This window comes from Pseudomonas sp. AOB-7, assembly GCF_003696305.1.
Classification (GTDB): Bacteria; Pseudomonadota; Gammaproteobacteria; order Pseudomonadales; family Pseudomonadaceae; genus Aquipseudomonas.
The window spans coordinates 89,786-106,875 of sequence record NZ_RFFK01000013.1 but is presented as its reverse complement, the minus strand read 5'-3'; the positions used below and the strand labels follow the sequence as shown (position 1 = coordinate 106,875).

Here is a 17,090-nt window from a genome sequence, read left to right as displayed (position 1 = left end):
GGTTGTCAGCGGCGGCCGCGATGCTCAGGCCTGTTCCAGCACCACCACGCGCTGCCCGGCGCGCACCGGCGAGCCGGGCTGCACACGTACCTCGCGCACCGTGCCGGCCACCGGGGCGGTGAGGGGAATTTCCATCTTCATCGACTCGAGGATCACCAGCACGTCGCCGGCCTCGACGCGCGCGCCTTCTGCCACCTGCACCTGCCACAGGTTGCCGGCGATATGGCTGTCGATGCCGTGCTGGCCCGCGCCGAGCGGCGCATCCTCGCCGAGTTCGGCGGCCACCTCCTCGACCTCGAAATGCGCCTGGCCCGACTCGATCCAGCGCTGGCGTTCGGCGGCGAAGGCGGCGCGCTGCTGGCGGCGGAAGGCGTCGATGCCTGCGGCCTCATCGGCGAGGAACTGCTGGTAGTCGGCCAGGGCCAGCTCGCTGTGCTCGATACGCAGCGGGTAGCGGCCCAGGGGGAAGTCGCGGCGGATCTGCAGCAATTCCTCGGCAGAGACCGGGTAGAAGCGGATCTGGTCGAAGAAGCGCAGCAGCCAGGGCTTGCCGTGGAAGGCGGTGACTTCGCGGTAGCGGTTCCACATCTGCAGGGTGCGGCCGACGAACTGGTAGCCGCCGGGGCCTTCCATGCCGTACACGCACATATAGGCGCCGCCGATGCCCACCGAGTTCTCCGCGGTCCAGGTGCGCGCCGGGTTGTACTTGGTGGTGACCAGGCGATGGCGCGGGTCCAGCGGGGTGGCCACCGGCGCGCCGAGGTAGACGTCGCCCAGGCCCATCACCAGGTAGCTGGCGTCGAACACGGTGCGGTACACCTCGTCCAGATTCGGCAGGTCGTTGATGCGGCGGATGAACTCCAGGTTGCTCGGGCACCAGGGCGCGTCCTTGCGCACCGTGGTCATGTATTTCTCTATCGCCAGCTGGCAGGCCGGGTCATCCCGGGACAGTGGCAGGTGGACGATGCGCGACGGTACCTTCAGGTCCTTGGCCGCGCAAACTGCGTCCCACTCGCCGGCGACTGTGTCGAGCAGCCGCTGCAGCGGCAGGGTTTCCGGCTGGTAGTGCACCTGCAGCGAGCGAATGCCGGGGGTGAGGTCGATCACACCGTCGAGCTGCTTGGCCTCCAGCGCCTGCATCAGCGCGTGGCCACGGAAACGCAGCACCAGGTCCAGCTCAGGCGCGCCGATTTCCAGCAACAGGTGGGTGTCGCCGGACAGGCGCGCGACCAGACGGGTGTCGCCTTCGCCGAGGTCCAGCACGATAGGGCTTTGGAGGGCCTTTGTGGGAGGGGCTGCAGCCGCGACCGAAGCGGCGTGATCGTCGCGGCTAAAGCGGAGCGCCGCCCGGCCCCTCCCACCTAATTCGGCGTATTCGCGTGCATTGCGTTGTGCCAACTCCCGCGCCGTGGCGATATCCACCGGCACGAAGCGCACCTTGTCGCCGGCCTTGAGTTGGCCGAGCTGCCACAGGTCGGCCTCGATGATGGTCACCAGGCAGACGAAACCGCCCAGGCTGGGGCCATCGGGCCCCAGAATTACCGGCATATCGCCGGTGAAGTCCACCGCGCCGATGGCGTAGGGATTGTCGTGGATATTGGACGGGTGCAGGCCGGCCTCGCCGCCGCTGTCGCGCACCCATTCCGGTTTCGGGCCGATCAGGCGCACGCCGGTACGGCTGGAGTTGAAGTGCACTTCCCAGTCGGTGGCGAGGAAGGTCTCGATATAGCGCTCGCTGAAGTATTCCGGCGCGCCGTGCGGGCCGTAGATCACCCGCAGTTCGCGTACGGCCGGTAGGGTCGGGCAGAGCTCGGCGGGCAGTTGTGCGCCGCTGCTGGTATCGCTCAGCGGCAGCAGGTGCAGCACGTCGCCGGCGCGCAGGGCGCGGCCGCCATGGCCGCCGAACTGGCCGAGGGTAAAGGTGCTCTTGCTGCCCAGGTAATCCGGCACCTGCAGGCCGCCGCGCAGGGTCAGGTACGAGCGTGCGCCGCTACCGGCGATGGTGCCGAGGGCCAGGGTAGTGCCGGCCTTGATCGGCAGGGCGGTGTTCATTGGCTGTTCCACGCCATCGACGCTCAGCGGAATCTCGGCGCCAGTGACGGCGACTACGGCGTCGGTATTGAAGCGCAGCAGCGGGCCGCTCATGGTGATTTCCAGGCCGGCGGCGCCCTCAGCGTTGCCCAGCAGGCGGTTGCCCAGGCGCAGGGCGCGGCTGTCCATCGGCCCGGACGGCGGCACGCCGACGGCCCAGTAGCCGAGGCGGCCAGGGAAGTCCTGCACGCTGGTCTGGGTACCGGCGCTGAGCACTTCGAAGGTGCTGGCCTGATAGACGAGGTTTTCCAGGCAGCGCGTCCAGGGCTTGCCGCTGGCGAAGGGCGCATCGCTGAGGATCTGGCGCAGGTAGTCGCGGTTGCATTCCACGCCATACAGCAGCGTGTCTGCCAGCGCCTGGTCCAGCGCGTTGGAGGCTTCTTCTCGGCTTGGCGCCCAGGTGATCAGCTTGGCGATCATCGGGTCGAAGTAGGGCGGAATCTCGCAGCCGGCCTCGACCCAAGTGTCGATGCGCAGGGCCTTGCCGTCAGCGGGCGGGAATGCGACGGCGGTGAGCAGGCCGGGGCTGGGCTGAAAATCGCGGCCCGGATCTTCGGCGTACAGGCGTGCCTGGATGGCATGGCCGCTGGGTTCGAGGGTTTTCGCCAGTTCGCTCAGCGGCGGCAGATCGCCGGCTGCCAGCTCGATCATCCAACGCACCAGATCGACACCCCACACCTGTTCGGTGACGCCGTGCTCGACCTGCAGACGGGTGTTCACTTCGAGGAAGTAGAAGCGCTCGGCCTCGCTGTCATAGACGAATTCCACGGTGCCGGCGCTGCGGTAACTGACCGCCTTGGCCAGCTTGATCGCCGCCGCGCACAGCTCATCCGCCATGCCGGCGGGCAGGTTCGGCGCTGGGGTTTCTTCCAGCACCTTCTGGTTGCGCCGTTGCACCGAGCAGTCGCGCACGCCGAGGGCTAGCACTTCACCCTGGCCGTCGCCGAACACCTGTACTTCCAGGTGGCGGGCGCGCTGGATGTATTTCTCGATAAATACGCCGCTGTCGCTGAAGTTGTTCTGCCCCAGGCGCTTGACCGCCTCGAAGGCTTCGCTGAGTTCTGCCGCCGAGCGGCATACGCGCATGCCGATGCCGCCACCGCCGGCGGTGCTTTTCAGCATCACCGGGTAACCGACCGCCTCGCCTGCGGCCAGCGCCGCATCGAGATTTTCCAGCAACTCGGTGCCTTCGAGCATCGGCACGCCGTGCTGCTTGGCCAGGGCGCGGGCGGTGTGCTTGAGGCCGAATACGCGCAGTTGCTCGGGCGTCGGGCCGACGAAGGCGATGCCGGCCGCTTCGCAGGCTTCGGCGAAGGCGGCGTTTTCGGAGAGAAAACCGTAACCGGGGTGAATGGCTTTGGCGCCGCTGCGTTTGGCGACGTCGAGAATTTTCTCCACAACGAGATAAGTCTGCGCAGCCGGGCCGTCGCCGAGGCAGAAGGCTTCATCTGCCTGCTGGATATGCAGGCTGGCGGCGTCGGCTTCGGCATACACGGCTACGCCGCTGACATTCAGCTCACGCAGGGTGCGCAGGATGCGGCAGGCAATGGCGCCACGGTTGGCGATCAGGAGTTTGTCGAACATTCGAGGAGCCCTCGAAGGTGGCGGGCCGTCCCGCCGTCATTGGGTCTGCGCCACGGTCGTCCGTGGCGAAAAAATCGGGTGATGCGTATTGCTGTGTAGGAGCGGCTTTAGCCGCGAACCGGCGGAGCCGGTGGATGTAGAAAGCGACATCCACCCTACGGGTTATCGCGGCTGAAGCCGCTCCTACGGGAAGTGATCAATCCCAAACCAGGACTTCAGCCGGGGTCGGGTTCCAGCCGTTGCACGGGTTGTTCAGTTGCGGGCAGTTGGAGATCAGCACGATCACATCGGTCTCGGCCTTGAGCTCCACGTACTTGCCGGGCGCGGAGAGGCCGTCCTCGAAGGTCAGGCCGCCTTCGGGAGTGACCGGCACGTTCATGAAGAAGTTGATATTGGCGCCGAGGTCGCGCTTGCTCAGACGGCCGTCGTGCAGGCTGGCGCGCAGGAAGTTGTCGCGGCAGCTGTGCATATAGCGCTTCTCGAGTGCATATCTGACGGTGTTGCTTTCCTGCGCGCAGGCGCCGCCGAGGGTGTCGTGGCGGCCGCAGGTGTCGGCGACTATGGTCAGCAGCGGCTTGCCGAGGTTGGAGTAGAGCACCGTGCCGGTGGTCAGGTAGACCTTGTTCTGCTTGCGCAGGGTGCGCTGCGGATCGAAGCGCTCGCGCGGGGTGCGCGCGGCGAAGAACAGGGTGTCGATCGCCTGGTTGCCTTCCAGATCATGCAGGCGCAGGGTCTGCCCGGCCTTGACCTCGAACAGGTAGGGCTCGCCCGCCGGGATGGTGTGGCGGAAGCTGGCGGTTTCGGGATGCAGCTTGCTTGCGGTCAGGCTCATGTGTGCGCCCTCAGAGATACTGGCGTTCGGTATTGTGAAAGCCGCGGCCGTTTTCCGGGCGCGAGGTGCGGCAGAGCAGGGTGATGCCGTCGCTGGCGATCTTGCTCCAGCGCAGCTGCACCGGCTTGGGCGCATACTGCGGGTTGGGGTCCATCGGGTGCTGCAGGGCGGTGAGCACCACCAGGGTGTCCATCGGCGCATACAGCTCGATATGGTCGCCGGCCTTGGAGTTGTTCGGCTGGAAGTGGAAGACACCCTCGGCGTCGACGTCCACGCGGCTGAACAGGTTGAGGTTCATCAACAGGTCCTGCAGGTTGAGGTCCCACTTGCCCATTTCCACCAGCAGGTTGTCCATGCCGTTGCGGAAGAAGCCGTTGCGCAGTTCCTGGTAGCGGCCCTGACCGTATTTCTCCAGCACTTCGGAGGCCGACAGCACGCCGCCGAAGCTGTCGTGCCAGCCGCAGGTATCCGCGGTGATGGCGGCGAGCACGCGGCCCATGTCCGAATACAGGCAGTGGCCGGCGCTGAGCCTGGCGGTGTGCTGGCACTTGAGGGTATCGGGCAGGTTCAGCCGCTCGCTTTTCTCGGCGGCGTTGAACAGCAGCAGGCTGACGTTGGCGTCGCCTTCGATATCGGTGATGCGCAGCAGCTGGCCGCGCTTGAGCACGAAGGAGGTGTGGCCGCCACCGGGGACGGTTTCCTCGTACAGGGTCGGGCGCAGGACGAGAGAGGCGGTCATGCTCAGGCTCCTTGAATACCGGCCAGCTGGGCCGGCAGCAGCTCGGCCGCGGCGCGCTGGCTGCGGCGGCTTTCGTTGAGGGGGATGTCGTAGGTCACCCGTGCGCCATAGGCGCCGGGGGCGTGCGGGTCGTGGCGCAGCTTGTCGAAGACCAGGATGCGCGTGCCGAGGCGAAAGCCCTCACTCAGATCATGGGTGACCATAAAGACGGTGAGTCGGGTCTCGTGCCACAGCTCGAGCAGCAGGGCGTGCATGTCCTTGCGGATGCCGGGGTCGAGGGCGCCGAAGGGTTCGTCGAGCAGCAGCACGCGCGGCTGCATGATCAGCGCCTGGGCGATGGCCAGGCGCTGCTGCATGCCGCCGGATAGTGCGCTGGGGTATTTGTCCAGGGCGTGGCCGAGGCCGACCTTGTGCAGCAGTTCGGCGGCGCGCTCGCGCGCCTGGCGCTTGGCCCCGCCGAACAGGCGGCCGAGCAGCTTCGACTGCGGCAGTTCCAGGCCGAGGGCGACGTTGTCCAGTACCGACAGGTGGGGGAACACCGAATAGCGCTGGAACACCACGCCGCGGCTGGCATCCGGCTCGGCGGCCAAGGGTTCGCCAGCCAGTAGGATCCGCCCGCGACTGGGGCGTTCCTGGCCGAGCAGCAGGCGCAGGAAGGTCGACTTGCCACAGCCGGAGGCGCCGACCAGCGTGCAGAATTCGCCTTCGTTGATGTTCAGATTCAGGCGCTCAAGCACCACCTGGTCACCGTACTGCTGCCAGACGTTGTTCACCTCGATGAAAGCGCCTACTGCGCGAGCCGCTGACTGCGTTGCGCGGTGCTCGCAATCCTCATGGACTACCTGTCCACTCCGGTTGCTGCGCTCCGTGCGCCTTGCCAGCGACTCGCTCGCAACGGCTCCGCTTTTTTTATCGCTCATGGCTTGGCTCCTTCGTACCAGGGGAAGCACAGCCGGGTCAGCTGGCGCAGGCCCAGGTCCATCGACCAGGCCAGCAGGGTGATCCAGGCCACGTAGGGCAGGATCACGTCCATGGCCATATAGCGGCGCACCAGGAAGATGCGGTAACCCAGGCCGTCGGTACTGGCGATGGCCTCGGCGGCGATCAAAAACAGCCAGGCCGAGCCGAGCATCAGGCGCAGCGAGATCAGCAGGCGCGGTAGCAGTTGCGGCAGCACCAGGCGCAGGATAAGCGTCCAGGTGTTGGCGCCCAGGGTCTGCGCCTTGATCAGCAGCTCGCGCGGGATCTCGCGGGCGCGCTGCTCGATATCGCGGGCGATGCAGGGGGTTATGCCGATCACGATCAGCATCACTTTCGACAACTCCCCCAGGCCGAAGACGATAAACAGGATCGGCAGGATCGCCAGCGGTGGGATCATCGACAGCACGGTCAAGAGCGGCGACAGCGGCGCGCCGAACAGCGGCAGGCTGCCGGCGGCGATGCCCAGCACCAGGCCGGCCAGCGCCGCGACGCCCAGGCCCAAGGCCAGGCGCTGGAGGCTGGCGGCGCTGTCGACCCAGAACAGGTACTGGCCGCTGCGCTTGTCCTCGGTCAAGGCCAGGCGCTCGATGGCATCGGCCATCTGGCTGGCGCTGGGCAGCAGCTTGTCGTTGGGGTTGTCCGCCAGCCGCGCGGTCGAGCTGCTGAAGTAGAGAAACAGCAGCAGGGCGAAGGGCAGCAGGATCAGCAGCAGGCGGCTGCCGCGGTCCGGGTGTCGGTTGATCAGACGCATGGGCTATCTCTGGTAGGGTGCGCCGTGCGCACCATCGGTACTCGCAGGGAGGGTGAGGCCTTATCCACCCTACGAAGCCGTATTACGCGAAGGTTTCCGCCTCAGAGCTTGCCGTCGGCGGCCATCTGCATATAGCTGGGGTCGAAGCGCAGCTTGAGGTTGCTCGCATCGCCGGTGACCAGGTCCTTGGCGAAGCTCATGCCGATGGCCTTGGCACTCTGCGCGCCCTCGCCGAGCAGGCCGTGGGCGAAGGAGAATTCGGCCACCTTGGTCATGGTCGCCGGCAGCTTCGGGCTAGTGGCGAAGGCCACGGCATCGCTGGCCGAATAGAACATTCTGGTCGCCGCCAGCTGCGCCTCGTAGCCGGCCAGGTCGGTGCCGGAGGCCTTGGCCATATGCTCGCGGGCGGCCTTGCCCTCGGCCGAGTCGCTGCTCATGCGGGCCATGATTTCGTACCAGGCGCCGGTCAGCGCCTTGCCGAAGGCCGGGTTGTCCTTCAGCGTCTGGCTGTTGACCACCATCAGGTCGATGATCTCGCCGGGAATCTGGCTGGAGTCGAACACCTTGGTCACCTGCGGCGTGGCCTCGATCTCGGCCAGCAGCGGGTTCCAGGTGGCCACGGCCTGCACGCCGGGCGTGGCGAAGGCGGCGACCAGGTCGGCGTCGGAGGTGTTGACCACCTTGAGGTCGCGCTCGCTCAACTGGGCGCGCTCCAGGCCGCGGGCCAGCAGGTAGTGGGAGACCGACAGCTCCACCAGGTTGACGTCCAGGCCCTTGAGGTCGGCCAGGGTCTTGCTCTCGCCCTTGAGCACGATGCCGTCGTTGCCGTTGGAGAAGTCGCCGATGATCAGCGCGGTGCTGTCGACGCCGCCGGCGGCGGGGATGGTCAGGGCATCCATGTTGGTCATGGTGCAGCCGTCGAACTGCCCGGCGCTGTACTGGTTGATCGACTCGACGTAGTCGTTGATCTGCACCACGTCGATGCTGATGTCGTATTTCTTCGCCCACTTGTCGACGATGCCCTGTGCGTCGCCGTATTCCCAGGGCATCCAGCCGGCGTAGATGGTCCAGCAGACGCTGAAGTCGCTTTTCGGCGCGGCCTGGGCCGAGAGGCTGAGCGCGGCGCCAAGGCCGACGGCGGCGAGAACGGAGAACAGACGGGGTTTACGCATGGGGAACCTCCAGTTCGAGTAAGGGGCGGGCAGGAGTGCGCGGCGGTTTCCCATCGCTGGGGCGCGTTCTCCCGGGCTTTTGTCCCGCCGTGTAACCTCGAAGGAGGTCGCCAACTCTCGGACCAGTCGCGCGCCGCTGTCGGCGCGCCGGAACCCTAGTCGGCCATTGCAAATTGTGGTGCCGCTATCCCGGCGAGCCGGGTTGTTCCTGCACACAGGGTCTATAGCGAACATCGTGCCAGTTGCCCGCGGCGGCTAATCCGGGCCTTTCGCCACCGCCGTGGTCGAAATCTGCGCACTGCTGGTGCGTGCCGGGCTGTGTGTGCCTCTCGATGGGGCGTTATAGCGCCCCGTCGCTGGCCAGCTGCATATAGCGATGGTCGAAGCGCAGCAGGATGCGTTGAGCGTTGCCCAGGGTCTGCTCGCCGCTGAAGGCGATACCCAGGTTGCTCAGGCCCTGGCCGCTCTGGCCCAACAAGCCGTGCGCATCGGCGAAATGGGCGACGCGCTGCATCAGGTCCGGCAATTTGCCGGTCTGGGCGAAGTTCAGCGCATAGCGCGGGGCGTAGAAGGAACGCAGGGTGTTCAACTGGGCCTCGAAGTCCTCGGCGCTGGTGTGCGCGGCGGCCGCCATCTTCGCCCTGGCCTCACGCCCGGCGGCGGTGGGCAGGCCGAGCAGACGCTGGGTTTCGAACCAGGCGCCGGTCAGTGCCCGGCCGAATTCAGGATGTTGCGCCAGGGTCTGGCTGTCGACCACGGTCAGGTCGAGTATCTCGCCGGGAATCAGGTTGGAGGTGAACACCTGGCTGACCTCGGCCTTGCGTTTGATCTCGGCGAGGATCGGGTTCCAGGTGATCACCGCATCGCCGCGGCCGGCGAGGAAGGCTGCGGCGATCTCGGTGTCGGAGACGTGCTCGATGGTCACCTCGCTTTCCTCCAGCAGCGCCCATTCCAGCGCGCGGCTGAGCAGGTAGTGCGACACCGAATGCTCCACCAGCAGCACGGTCTTGCCCTTGAGGTCACGGATGCTCTTGCCGGCGCCGCGCAGCAGCAGGGCGTCGGCGCCGTTGGAGAAGTCGCCGATTATCAGCGCGGTGCTGTCCACGCCGCCGGCGGCGGGGATGGTCAGGGCGTCCATGTTGGTCATGGTGCAGGCGTCGAACTGGCCGGCGGCGTATTGCTCGATGGAGCCGACGTAATCCGGTACCTCCTGCACCTGGATGTCGATACCGTATTTGTCCGCCCATTTCTTCACGATGCCCTGTTCGGCGGCATAGCCCCAGGGCATCCAGCCGGCGAAGATCGACCAGCACAGCTTGAAGGTCTTGGGCGCGGCCTGGGCGACGGGAGCGGTCAGCAGGGCGGTGCAGAGCAGGGCGGTAAGCAGGGTACGCAATGACATGGTGACCTCGGCGGCAGGGAACGGAGGCGGGAAGGCGGGCAGCCGTGCTGCGCGTTCTCCCGGGCTTTTATCCCGCCGTGTAACCCCGCGGCTTCCCGCCGCTCTATGAGGTCGCCCACTCTCGGACCAGCCACCCGCCTGGTGGGGCGGGCCGGAACCCTAGTCGGCCATTGTCTGCACGCAGCGCTGTTCGCCTTCCCGCTGCGGCGCCTTGCCAAGCGAGGAGCGTGCCAGCGGCCATGGCGAGCCTGTGATGGCCGTCACTCGGCTGCACGGAACGTGATCCACTGCCGATGGTCGAACCAGCATGCCGATAGAATTGTGCCCGCGCCGCTTGCGGGGCATCTAATGGCCACTGGAAATTCGAGGAGTATTCCGACATGCGTGGTTTGACTGTGATGGTATTGGCGTTGCTGCTGGGCGGCTGCAGTTTCAGTGCGCCGGGCGTGCATGCCCGGGTCGGCGATCCCGATGTGATTCATGTCGACCTGGGTGGTCGCGGCTACCACGGCGGCGGTCACTTCTGCCCGCCGGGGCACCGGATGAAGGGGAGCTGCTGATGAAAACCTTCGGCGCGTTGCTGCTGGCGATCAGCCTGGCTTTCGGTCTGTCCGGCTGCAGCCTGAGGCTGCCGGGTATCGGCATCGATATCGGCGATGTTGGCGGTGGTCCTCCCCACTGCCCGCCGGGGCAGGCCAAGAAAGGTCGTTGCTGATCCAGTCCCGGGCCTCGCGGCCCGGCCTCTTCCCTCGGGGGCGCGGTGCGCGTCCCCCGCTTCCCCTGCGGAGGCTCCCCATGTCCTACAGAACCCTGCTTGCTGCCCTGCTGTTCATCCCGCTCAGTGGCTGCGCCGTGTACGGCGACGGTTACGACCGTGGCTACCGCGACCATCATCACTCGCACCACTATTACGACGGTTACCGCCGCGATTACTCGCCGCCGGTCTACGTCACGCCGCGTTACTACTATTACGACGATCGCCGCCACGACCGCCATCGCCACGATTCCAAACACTACGTGCCGGTACCGCCGCGCCAGCATGGCTTTTACCCGCGCGATCACAAAGGCCACGACGGCTACTCGCGCCACGACGGCCGCCGCGATGACTGGCGCCGCCACGACGGTCACCAGCGATCGCAGCACAAGCAGCATCTGCAGGGCCTGCCCGCCGGCAAGCACTGGGACGGCAAGCGCCAGCAGCAGGTGCAGCAGCGCTACTCCCGCGACGACCGTCACTCGCGCGGCGAGCAGCAGCGCAGCGGCGACTGGCGGCGCAACTAGCGGCGTTCAGCGCCGTGGCGGCAGCGGCTGGCGATCCGCCCGGCGAATTTCCTCCACCAGCGCCTGCGCCGCCGGCGACAGGCTGTGCCCGGCACGGCTGACCAGGCCGTAGGCCGACTGCTGCTGCAGGCTCGCCGGGGCCAGCGGCAGCAGGCTCAGCTGGCCGGCCGCCACTTCCTCGGCGATCACGTCCCAGGGCGCCATGCTCAGCACCTCGCTGTCGGCCACCAGGCGCTTGAGCACCAGAAAGTTGTCGCACTGCACGCTCAAGGGTTGCGGCCGGCCGCTGGCCGCGCCGAGGCTGCGCTCTACCGCCTGCGGCAACTGGGTGCCGGCCAGGGGGAAGTCGAGCAGGTCGCTCAGGCGCAGCGCGGCGCGGCGTAGCAAGGGGTGGCCGGGACGGCAGAACAGCACGCCGGCATGCACCTGTAGCGCCTCGATCTGCAGTTGCGGGTCATCCTGCAATTCGCGCACATCGGCGACGAACAGTTCGACGCCGGCCTCCAGCAGCCGCTCGCGCAGCTCCAGCCAGTTGCCGATCTCCAGTCTCACCTGTACCCGCGGATAGCGTTGCAGCAGCCTGCCCACCGCCTGCGGCACCAGCCGTGCGGCTGGGTAGGGGCCGGCGCCCAGACGCAGTTCGCCGGCCTCCAGGTTGTCCAGCTGGCTGACCGCGTTGCTCAGCGCCTGGCTGCCGGCCAGCAGGCGGCGGGCATGTTCCAGCACCAGCTGGCCGTGGGCGGTGAGGCTGATGCCGCGGCTGTGGCGATCCACCAGGCTGCAGCCGAGCTGCGCCTCCAGGGCCTGGATGCTGCGGCTCAGTGCCGGTTGGCTGAGGTGCACGGCCTCGGCGGCGCGGGCGAAGTGGCCGTGTTCGGCGAGGGCGACGAAGTGACGGAGCTGGCGTAGGTCGTTCATGCGCTGCCTGCATTGGTTCATGGATTCGAATGCATTGGAATTATCAGGCGGCCTTTGCCAACCTGCCAGCACTTCAACAACAAGACGTCCTATCGCCATGAGCACCTTCTCTCGCCTTGGCGGCCTGCTGCTGGCCGCCGCCTTGCCCCTGAACGCGCAGGCCGAACTGCCGGCCGAGCGCATCGAGCCGAGCATCCACGCCGAGCTGGCCGCGCACACCAAGCACTTCGTCCAGCAGGTCTACCGCGTCGCGGGCAACGTCTACTCGGCCGTCGGCTGGCAGCTGGGCAACGTGGTGATGATCGAGGCGCCCGAGGGGCTGATCATCGTCGACACCGGCGAGTCGGTCGGCGAGTCGCGCAAGATCATGGCCGAATTCCGCAAGCTCTCGGACAAGCCGGTCAAGGCGGTGGTCTACACCCACTTCCACCCGGACCATATCAACGGCGTGCAGGCCTTCGTCAGCCGCGAGCAGGTGGAACGCGGCGAGGTGCAGATCTACGCCCACGCAAGCCTACTGGAAAACGTGGTGGCGCAAGGCGCGCTGGTCGGGCCGATTCTCGGCGTGCGCTCGGCCTACAGCTTCGGCTCCTTCCTGCCGGCGAGCGACCTGGAGGGCATGAATGCCGGCATCGGCCCGCTGGCCAAGCCCGAGCCGTCGTCCTTTATCGCGCCGACCGTGACCTTCGCCGAGCGCCTGGACACCCGCATCGCCGGCCTCGACGTGCAGCTGCTGCACGTGCCCAGCGAGGCGCCGGACGAGATCACCCTGTACCTGCCGGACAACCGCGTACTGATCAGCGCCGAGGTGGAGCAGGGGCCGACCCTGCCGAACATCCATACCCTGCGCGGCACCAAGTTCCGCGACCCGGTGCAGTGGGTCGCCAGCCTGGACAAGCTGCGCGAATACCAGGCCGAGCACATGGTGCCGTTGCACGGCCGCCCGGTCAGCGGCCAGGAGCGGGTCGAGGAGGTGCTGCGCATGACCCGCGACGGCATCGCCTATATCCACGACCAGAGCGTGCGCTGGATGAACAAGGGCCTGACCCCGGACGAGCTGGTGGAGAAGGTCAAGCTGCCGCCGCACCTGGCCGGCTACACGCCCTACCTGCGCGAGTACTACGGCACGGTCAAGCACAGCGTGCGGCAGATCTACAACGGCTACCTGGGCTGGTTCCAGGGCGACCCGGTGGCGCTCGACCCGACCCCGCCGCGGCAGCAGGCCGAGCGGCTGATCGCCCTGGCCGGTGGCCGGGAAAAGCTGCTGCTGGAGGCCGGCAACGCCTACCTCAAGGGCGACTACCAGTGGGCCGCCGAGCTGGCCGGCTATGCCATCCGCGTCGACCGCGAGGATCGACTGGCACGTGAGATCAAGGCGCGCAGCCTGCGCAAGCTGGGTTACGCCAGCATGAACATCAACTGGCGCAACTGGTACCTGATGAGCGCCATGGAGCTGGAAGGCAAGCTCGACGGCGAGGCCATCCGCCAGCGCTCGCAGGAGATGCGCAAGGTCCTCCTCTCCCCGGACATGGTGCGCAGCTTCACCCCGCAGGCCTTCCTGCAGAACTGGGTGACGCGCATCGACCCAGAGCAGGCCGGCGACCTCGAACTGACCCTGGGCTTTCGCTTCCCGGACGTGAACGAGGAGTGGGCGCTGGAAGTGCGCCGCGGCGTGGCCCAGTTGCACCGGGGCATTCCCGAAGGCACCGAGCTGCGGCTGAGCATGGACAAGCGCTTTATGGAAACCCTGCTGACCGGCGAAGGCGGCCTGGTCAAGGGCGCGCTGCTGGGCGACGTGCAGGTCGAGGGCAACCTGCTGGAGATCCGCCGCTTCCTCGCCTGCTTCGACTTCGCCGACGAGTCCTTCGGCCTGACCCTGCGCTGAGCACCGTTCCAGCCGAAAGAGCGGCGGCAGCGCCGGGCTGGCCCGGCACACTGCGGCGATCGCCCAACCGGAGGATCGCGATGAAACTGCTGTCGTTCGCCAAGGGCGCCCTGGCCATGTTCTGGCTGGTGGCGCTGCTCAACCTGCTCTACCCCTTCGCCGCGCCGCTGGGCGGCTGGGTCAACTGGGCCGCGCTGGCGCTGTTGCTGGCCCATCTAGGCGAGCTGCTGCTGTTTCGCGTGCGCCTGCACGGCCGGCCGGGGCTGTGGCGGCAGCGCCTGCAGGTGCTGCTGTTCGGCCTGCTGTATCTGCAGACGCTGCGCTGAATGCCGTTGGCCCGGAGGCAATCCGGGGCGGTCGCCGCGCTTTATCCCGGATTGCATCCGGGCCAAGACTGCACGACGTACTCGCGCTTTCGTAGGAGCCGGCTTGCCGCGATCCGCTTCAAGGCATCGCCAGCAAGCTGGCGCCTACGGACCGCTACTCCACGAACAACTGCTGCACCACTGAAAAATCCTTCTTGCCCTTGCCCTGCTTGAGCAGCAGGCGGTACAGCTGCAGCGCCAGGGCGCCCATCGGCGTGCTGTTGCCGCTGTGGCTGGCGGTTTCCTGGGCCAGGCCGAGGTCCTTGGCCATCAGTTCGGCCATAAAACCGCCGCTGTAGCCCTTGGAGGCCGGGGCATTCTCCATCACCCCGGGCCAGGGGTTGTACTTTTCCAGCGTCCAGTTGCCGCCGGAGCTCTGCCGCATGATCTCGGCCAGGGTTGCCGGCTCCAGACCGTTGGCCACGCCCAGGGCCATGGCCTCGGCGGTGGCGATCATTTGCACCGCCAGCACCTGGTTGTTGCACACCTTGGCCACCTGGCCGGCGCCGTCCGGGCCGGCGTGGAAGATGTTCTTGCCCATGGCGGCGAGGATCGGCCGCGCCTTGTCCAGGGCGTTGGCCTCGCCGCCGACCATAAAGGTCAGGGTGGCGGCCGCGGCGCCGGCGGTGCCGCCGGACACCGGCGCATCGAGCAGGGCGATGCCGCGCTCACGGGCGGCGGCGTGCACCTTGCGCGCCGACTCCGGGGCGATGGTCGAGCATTCCAGCACCAGGGTGCCGGCCGGCAGTTGCGCCAGCAGGCCGGCGTCGCCCAGGTACAGGCCTTCGACATGGCGGCTGGCCGGCAGCATGCTGATCACCACCTTGGCCTGGTCGACCGCCTCGGCGGCGCTGTCCGCCGCCAGGGCGCCTTCGCCGGCCAGTTCGTCCACGGCGCTGCGCACCAGGTCGAAGACCTTGAGCGGGTAGCCGGCCTTGAGCAGGTTGCGGGCCATGGGCAGGCCCATATGGCCGAGGCCGATAAAGGCGATCTGGGTCATGGTTTGGGTTCTCCTTGTGCTGATGCCTCGGGGAGCGAAGGTTTACAGATCCGCCAACGGATGCGCGCCGTCCCAGGCCGGGGCGAAGTGCGCCTCGATCACCGCCGGCGGGATGGCCGCCACGTCCGGCCAGTGCCAGCGCGGCGTCTGGTCCTTGTCGATCAGGCGGGCGCGCACGCCCTCGGCAAACTCCGGGTGGCGGCAGCAGTTCAGGCTCATGGCGTACTCCATGCGGAACACCTCGGCCAGCGACAGGTGACGGGCGCGGCGGATCTGCTCCCAGACCAGGTGCGCGGTCAGCGGGCAGCCGCCGGCCAGGGTCTTGGCCGCACGGGCTAGCAGCAGGTCGGCGTCGCCGTGCAGGCCGGCGATGGCCTGTACCGCGGCGGGCAGGTCGGCCACGTCGAGCAGCGCGTCGAGGCGTTCGCGGCGCGGCAGCCACTGCGCCTGCGGCAGCTCGCCGCGCGCCTCGCGTTCCAGCGCGCGCAGCAGGCTGTGCAGCTGCTGCGCGGCGTGCTCCCGCCAGTTGAGTTGCACCAGGCCTTCGATCAGTGCGTCCTGCTGCTCGTCGCGGAGGAAACGGTCGGCCAGGTTCAGGTCCAGCGCGTCGCGGGCGTTGATGCTGGCGGCAGTGAGACCGAGGAACAGGCCGAGCCTGCCCGGCAGGCGGGCGAGGAACCAGCTGCCGCCGACGTCCGGGTACAGGCCGATATTGATTTCCGGCATGCCCAGGCGGCTGCTGGGGGTGACGATGCGGATCGCCGCGCCCTGCATCAGGCCCATGCCGCCGCCCAGCACGTAGCCGTGGGCCCAGCAGATCAGCGGCTTGGGATAGCTGTGGATGCGGTGGTCGAGGCGGTATTCGTCGGCGAAGAAGCGCCGCGCCAGCGGCGGCACCTCGCCGGGGTGTTCGCGGCACTGCTGCACCAGCTGCACCACGTCGCCGCCGGCGCAGAAGGCCTTGGGCCCGTTGCCGCGCAGCAGCACGCAGGCGATTTCGGGATCGATGGCCCAGGCCTTCAGGCGCGCGTCCAGCGCCTCGATCATCGGCAGCGACAGGGCATTGAGGCTCTTCTCGGCATCCAGGCTGGCGATGCCGATGCGGTAGCCATGCAGGCTGGGGCGTTCTTCGAAGTGCAGGTTCATACAGGTTTCCAGCTTAGGGCGGGGCGGTTCTGGTGGATGTAAGAAGCGACATCCACCCTACGGGCCTGGCCGATTACGGTGCCACGAATCATTTGTTGCGCCACTGCGGGTCGCGCTTCTCGAGGAAGGCGTTGACCCCTTCGCGGGTGTCGTCGGCGTCGAACAGGTCGACGAAGCGCTCGCGTTCCTCCGCCAGCCAGGTGTTCGGGCCGCGCTCGCGCGCGCCCTGGATCAGCGGCTTGATGGTGCGCACCGCCACCGGACTCTGTCGCGCCACCTTGGCCGCCAGCAGCAGCGCATGGCCACGGGCCTCGCCGCTGTCCACCAGCTGTTCCACCAGGCCGATGCGCAGGGCGGTTTCGGCGTCGATACGTTCGCCGCAGAGGATCATGCGCTTGGCCCAGCCTTCGCCCACCAGCCAGGGCAGCGCCTGGGTGCCGCCGGCGCAGGGCAGCAGGCCCACCGCGGCCTCGGGCAGGGCCATCTGCGCCTGGCGTTCGGCGATGCGGATATCGCAGGCCAGCGCGCATTCCAGGCCGCCGCCCATGGCGTAGCCGTTGATCGCGGCGATGGACACCCCGCGGAAGTCGCGCAGGGTCTCGAAGGCCTCGCCGAAGCGCCGCGCCATCTCGCGGGCGCGCGCCTTGTCGCCGTCGGCGAACATGTTCAGGTCGGCGCCGGCGGAAAAGAACTTCGGCCCCTGGCCGGTCACCACCAGGGCGTAGATGTCGTCGTCGCGGTTGAGGTGCTCGACCAGCTGCTTGAGGCCGATCAGCGAGTCGCGGTCCCAGGTGTTGGCCGGCGGGTGGTTGATGGTGATCAGCGCGGTGTGGCCGTGCTTTTCCACGGTGAGCTTGTGGGTCAGGTCGAAGATGCCGGGCTTGTAGGCTTCGATGGCGGTGCTCATAAGGGTCCTCTTAAATGATGTTCCCCTCTCCCCCGG

16 protein-coding genes and 2 riboswitches are annotated in these 17,090 nt (G+C 67.6%); of the genes, 5 read left to right on the top strand and 11 right to left on the bottom strand.

Going from position 1 to position 17,090, the window contains the following annotated elements; genetic code table 11:
• Positions 1–24: 24 nt before the first annotated feature.
• The 7 genes from uca to EA796_RS19850 all read right to left on the bottom strand — a co-directional run bounded on the left by uca (position 25) and on the right by EA796_RS19850 (position 9,552).
• Entirely contained in the window at positions 25–3,675 is a 3,651-nt protein-coding gene (gene uca, locus EA796_RS19880) for an urea carboxylase (RefSeq protein WP_122109846.1), read from the bottom strand.
• Positions 3,676–3,871: 196 nt separating this feature from the next.
• The gene (locus tag EA796_RS19875; protein ID WP_021442972.1) at positions 3,872–4,507 is read right to left on the bottom strand and encodes an urea amidolyase associated protein UAAP2; all 636 of its coding nucleotides are present in this window, start codon (positions 4,505–4,507) and stop codon (positions 3,872–3,874) included.
• A 10-nt stretch (positions 4,508–4,517) separates the two neighbouring features.
• Complete coding sequence (locus tag EA796_RS19870) at positions 4,518–5,246, bottom strand: urea amidolyase associated protein UAAP1 (RefSeq protein ID WP_122109845.1); 729 nt, start codon at positions 5,244–5,246, stop codon at positions 4,518–4,520.
• Between the two features lie 2 nt (positions 5,247–5,248).
• Positions 5,249–6,166 (bottom strand): ABC transporter ATP-binding protein, encoded by a 918-nt coding sequence (locus tag EA796_RS19865; RefSeq protein ID WP_122109844.1) that lies wholly within the window; start codon positions 6,164–6,166, stop codon positions 5,249–5,251.
• Positions 6,163–6,978, bottom strand: coding sequence for an ABC transporter permease (locus EA796_RS19860; protein ID WP_021442969.1), 816 nt, complete (start codon positions 6,976–6,978; stop codon positions 6,163–6,165). Before EA796_RS19860 ends, EA796_RS19865 begins: the two co-directional genes overlap by 4 nt.
• Before the next feature lie 101 nt (positions 6,979–7,079).
• Complete coding sequence (locus EA796_RS19855) at positions 7,080–8,150, bottom strand: putative urea ABC transporter substrate-binding protein (RefSeq protein WP_122109843.1); 1,071 nt, start codon at positions 8,148–8,150, stop codon at positions 7,080–7,082.
• Positions 8,151–8,216: 66 nt separating this feature from the next.
• Positions 8,217–8,320, bottom strand: a riboswitch (guanidine-I (ykkC/yxkD leader).
• A 170-nt stretch (positions 8,321–8,490) separates the two neighbouring features.
• Positions 8,491–9,552 (bottom strand): putative urea ABC transporter substrate-binding protein, encoded by a 1,062-nt coding sequence (locus EA796_RS19850; protein WP_122109842.1) that lies wholly within the window; start codon positions 9,550–9,552, stop codon positions 8,491–8,493.
• A 54-nt stretch (positions 9,553–9,606) separates the two neighbouring features.
• Positions 9,607–9,726: riboswitch (guanidine-I (ykkC/yxkD leader) on the bottom strand.
• Between the two features lie 206 nt (positions 9,727–9,932).
• Here EA796_RS19850 and EA796_RS19845 point away from each other — a divergent pair.
• The 3 genes from EA796_RS19845 to EA796_RS19840 all read left to right on the top strand — a co-directional run bounded on the left by EA796_RS19845 (position 9,933) and on the right by EA796_RS19840 (position 10,833).
• A complete protein-coding gene (locus EA796_RS19845) occupies positions 9,933–10,112 on the top strand; it encodes a hypothetical protein (RefSeq protein WP_031302854.1) in 180 nt (59 codons plus the stop codon).
• Positions 10,112–10,267: a hypothetical protein gene (locus EA796_RS23315; protein ID WP_021442965.1), complete on the top strand. Its 156-nt coding sequence runs from the start codon at positions 10,112–10,114 to the stop codon at positions 10,265–10,267. The genes EA796_RS19845 and EA796_RS23315 overlap by 1 nt, the downstream gene beginning before the upstream one ends.
• 80 nt (positions 10,268–10,347) lie before the next feature.
• A complete protein-coding gene (locus EA796_RS19840; RefSeq protein WP_122109841.1) occupies positions 10,348–10,833 on the top strand; it encodes a hypothetical protein in 486 nt (161 codons plus the stop codon).
• Between the two features lie 6 nt (positions 10,834–10,839).
• Here EA796_RS19840 and EA796_RS19835 read toward each other — a convergent pair whose 3' ends face one another.
• Positions 10,840–11,751 (bottom strand): LysR family transcriptional regulator, encoded by a 912-nt coding sequence (locus tag EA796_RS19835; RefSeq protein WP_122109840.1) that lies wholly within the window; start codon positions 11,749–11,751, stop codon positions 10,840–10,842.
• Positions 11,752–11,848: 97 nt separating this feature from the next.
• Here EA796_RS19835 and EA796_RS19830 point away from each other — a divergent pair, with 97 nt between their 5' ends.
• Both EA796_RS19830 and EA796_RS19825 read left to right on the top strand, forming a co-directional pair.
• Entirely contained in the window at positions 11,849–13,636 is a 1,788-nt protein-coding gene (locus EA796_RS19830) for an alkyl/aryl-sulfatase (RefSeq protein ID WP_122109839.1), read from the top strand.
• 80 nt (positions 13,637–13,716) lie between these two features.
• Positions 13,717–13,962 (top strand): DUF1145 domain-containing protein, encoded by a 246-nt coding sequence (locus EA796_RS19825; RefSeq protein ID WP_122109838.1) that lies wholly within the window; start codon positions 13,717–13,719, stop codon positions 13,960–13,962.
• Positions 13,963–14,116: 154 nt separating this feature from the next.
• On the opposite strand, the gene mmsB is transcribed toward EA796_RS19825, so the two are convergent.
• From mmsB to EA796_RS19810, 3 genes are all read right to left on the bottom strand, one after another.
• Positions 14,117–15,001: a 3-hydroxyisobutyrate dehydrogenase gene (gene mmsB / locus EA796_RS19820; RefSeq protein ID WP_122109837.1), complete on the bottom strand. Its 885-nt coding sequence runs from the start codon at positions 14,999–15,001 to the stop codon at positions 14,117–14,119.
• A 42-nt stretch (positions 15,002–15,043) separates the two neighbouring features.
• Positions 15,044–16,147 (bottom strand): enoyl-CoA hydratase/isomerase family protein, encoded by a 1,104-nt coding sequence (locus tag EA796_RS19815; RefSeq protein ID WP_122109836.1) that lies wholly within the window; start codon positions 16,145–16,147, stop codon positions 15,044–15,046.
• A gap of 88 nt (positions 16,148–16,235) precedes the next feature.
• Complete coding sequence (locus EA796_RS19810) at positions 16,236–17,054, bottom strand: enoyl-CoA hydratase (protein WP_021444473.1); 819 nt, start codon at positions 17,052–17,054, stop codon at positions 16,236–16,238.
• Positions 17,055–17,090: the final 36 nt, after the last annotated feature.

Excerpts from the sequence above, each read along its gene's own strand:
- uca (WP_122109846.1), bottom strand. The coding sequence starts at position 3,675 with ATGTTCGACAAACTCCTGATCGCCAACCGTGGCGCCATTGCCTGCCGC.
- EA796_RS19875 (WP_021442972.1), bottom strand. The coding sequence starts at position 4,507 with ATGAGCCTGACCGCAAGCAAGCTGCATCCCGAAACCGCCAGCTTCCGC.
- EA796_RS19870 (WP_122109845.1), bottom strand. The coding sequence starts at position 5,246 with ATGACCGCCTCTCTCGTCCTGCGCCCGACCCTGTACGAGGAAACCGTC.
- EA796_RS19865 (WP_122109844.1), bottom strand. The coding sequence starts at position 6,166 with ATGAGCGATAAAAAAAGCGGAGCCGTTGCGAGCGAGTCGCTGGCAAGG.
- EA796_RS19860 (WP_021442969.1), bottom strand. The coding sequence starts at position 6,978 with ATGCGTCTGATCAACCGACACCCGGACCGCGGCAGCCGCCTGCTGCTG.
- EA796_RS19855 (WP_122109843.1), bottom strand. The coding sequence starts at position 8,150 with ATGCGTAAACCCCGTCTGTTCTCCGTTCTCGCCGCCGTCGGCCTTGGC.
- EA796_RS19850 (WP_122109842.1), bottom strand. The coding sequence starts at position 9,552 with ATGTCATTGCGTACCCTGCTTACCGCCCTGCTCTGCACCGCCCTGCTG.
- EA796_RS19845 (WP_031302854.1), top strand. The coding sequence starts at position 9,933 with ATGCGTGGTTTGACTGTGATGGTATTGGCGTTGCTGCTGGGCGGCTGC.
- EA796_RS23315 (WP_021442965.1), top strand. The coding sequence starts at position 10,112 with ATGAAAACCTTCGGCGCGTTGCTGCTGGCGATCAGCCTGGCTTTCGGT.
- EA796_RS19840 (WP_122109841.1), top strand. The coding sequence starts at position 10,348 with ATGTCCTACAGAACCCTGCTTGCTGCCCTGCTGTTCATCCCGCTCAGT.
- EA796_RS19835 (WP_122109840.1), bottom strand. The coding sequence starts at position 11,751 with ATGAACGACCTACGCCAGCTCCGTCACTTCGTCGCCCTCGCCGAACAC.
- EA796_RS19830 (WP_122109839.1), top strand. The coding sequence starts at position 11,849 with ATGAGCACCTTCTCTCGCCTTGGCGGCCTGCTGCTGGCCGCCGCCTTG.
- EA796_RS19825 (WP_122109838.1), top strand. The coding sequence starts at position 13,717 with ATGAAACTGCTGTCGTTCGCCAAGGGCGCCCTGGCCATGTTCTGGCTG.
- mmsB (WP_122109837.1), bottom strand. The coding sequence starts at position 15,001 with ATGACCCAGATCGCCTTTATCGGCCTCGGCCATATGGGCCTGCCCATG.
- EA796_RS19815 (WP_122109836.1), bottom strand. The coding sequence starts at position 16,147 with ATGAACCTGCACTTCGAAGAACGCCCCAGCCTGCATGGCTACCGCATC.
- EA796_RS19810 (WP_021444473.1), bottom strand. The coding sequence starts at position 17,054 with ATGAGCACCGCCATCGAAGCCTACAAGCCCGGCATCTTCGACCTGACC.